The sequence below is a fragment of the Stappia stellulata DSM 5886 genome (genome assembly GCF_000423705.1).
GTDB lineage: Bacteria > Pseudomonadota > Alphaproteobacteria > Rhizobiales > Stappiaceae > Stappia > Stappia stellulata.
In genome coordinates this window covers 1-1742 of the sequence record NZ_AUIM01000002.1, presented here as the reverse complement: position 1 = coordinate 1742, position 1742 = coordinate 1, and the positions used below count along the sequence as shown (strand labels likewise).

Annotated in this window: 1 protein-coding gene; it reads right to left on the bottom strand. The window is 65.1% G+C overall.

Features of this window, described 5'->3' with window-relative positions:
- Positions 1 to 1742, bottom strand: a 1742-nt coding sequence (locus G572_RS26405; RefSeq protein ID WP_029056752.1) for a beta strand repeat-containing protein, incomplete at both ends; no start/stop codon positions are given.

Below are 1742 nucleotides of genomic sequence, written 5' to 3'. Positions count from 1 at the left end.
TCCGACGAGGTGCTGCCATCGGTGGAGGTCGCCGTGACGGTGACGTCGATGCTGCTTTCCGTCTCCGCATCGAAGCTTGCACCGTCTGCGACGCGCACGGTGCCGTCGGAGTCGACGGTGAAGCGGGCGTCGTCGACGGAATAGGAGACCGTATCGGTCTGATCGGAATCCGTGGCGTTGGCCACGATGCCGACCGTTGTGCCGGTGGAAGCATCCTCGGCCAGGGTATTGGCGCTGGCGTCGGTGTCGATGACCGGTGAGACGGCGGATTCATTCACGTCGGTGACGTCGACCGCAAAGGTCTCTGACGACGTGCTGCCGTCGGTGGAGGTGGCCGTTACGGTAACGTCGATGCTCCCCTCAGACTCCGCGTCGAAGCTTGCGCCGTCTGCAACGCGCACCGTGCCGTCGGGATCGACGGTGAAGCGGGCGTCGTCGACGGAATAGGAGACCGTATCGGTCGCATCGGAATCCCTGGCGTTTGCGACGATGCCCACAGCGGTTCCGCCGGAAGCGTCTTCTGCGAGGGTATTGGCGCTGGCGTCCGTGTCGGTGACCGGCGAGACGGCGGACTCATTCACATCCGTCACATCGACGCTGAAGGTCTCCGAGCTGGTCGAGCCATCGGTGGAGGTGGCCGTGACGGTGACGTCGATGTTGCTTTCCGTCTCCGCATCGAAGTTGGCACCGTCGGTGACGCGCACCGTGCCGTCGGGGTCGACGGTGAAGCGGGCATCGTCGACGGAATAGCTGACGCTGTCGGTGGCATCGGAATCGGTGGCGTTTGCGACGATGCCGACCGTTGTGCCGATTGAAGCATCCTCGGCCAGGGTGTTGGCGCTGGCGTCTGTGTCGGTGACCGGGGAGACGGCTGATTCATTCACGTCGGTGACATCGACGCTGAAGGTCTCGGAGCTTGTCGATCCGTCTGTGGAGGTGGCGGTGACGGTGACGTCGATGCTGCCCTCCGTCTCCGCATCGAAGCTTGCACCGTCTGCAACGCGCACCGTGCCGTCGGGATCGACGGTGAAGCGGGCATCGTCGACGGCGTAGCTGACGCTGTCGGTCGCATCGGCATCCGTGGCGTTTGCGACGATGCCGATGGCGGTCCCTGCGGCGGCATCTTCGGCCAAAGTGTTCGTAGAACCATCCGTGTCGGTGACCGTGGAGACGGCGCTCTCGTTCACGTCGGTGACGTCGACCGCAAAGGTCTCGCTGGACGTGCTGCCGTCGGTGGAGGTCGCCGTGACGGTGACGTCGATGCTGCCCTCAGACTCGGCGTCGAAGCTTGCACCATCGGCAACGCGCACCGTGCCGTCGAGATCGACGGTGAAGCGGGCGTCGTCGATGGAATAGGAGACGCTGTCGGTCGCGTCGGAATCCGTGGCGTTTGCGACGATGCCCACAGCGGTTCCGCCGGAAGCGTCTTCGGCCAGGGTGTTGGCGCTGGCGTCCGTGTCGGTCACCGGCGAGACGGCGGACTCATTCACATCCGTCACATCGACGCTGAAGGTCTCCGAGCTGGTCGAGCCGTCGGTGGAGGTCGCCGTGACGGTGACGTCGATGCTGCCCTCAGACTCGGCGTCGAAGCTTGCGCCATCGGCGACGCGCACGGTGCCGTCGGGATCGACGGTGAAGCGGGCGTCGTCGACGGAATAGGAGACTGTATCGGTCGCATCGGAATCCGTGGCGTTTGCGACGATGCCCACAGCGGTTCCGCCGGAGGCGTCTTCGGCCAGGGT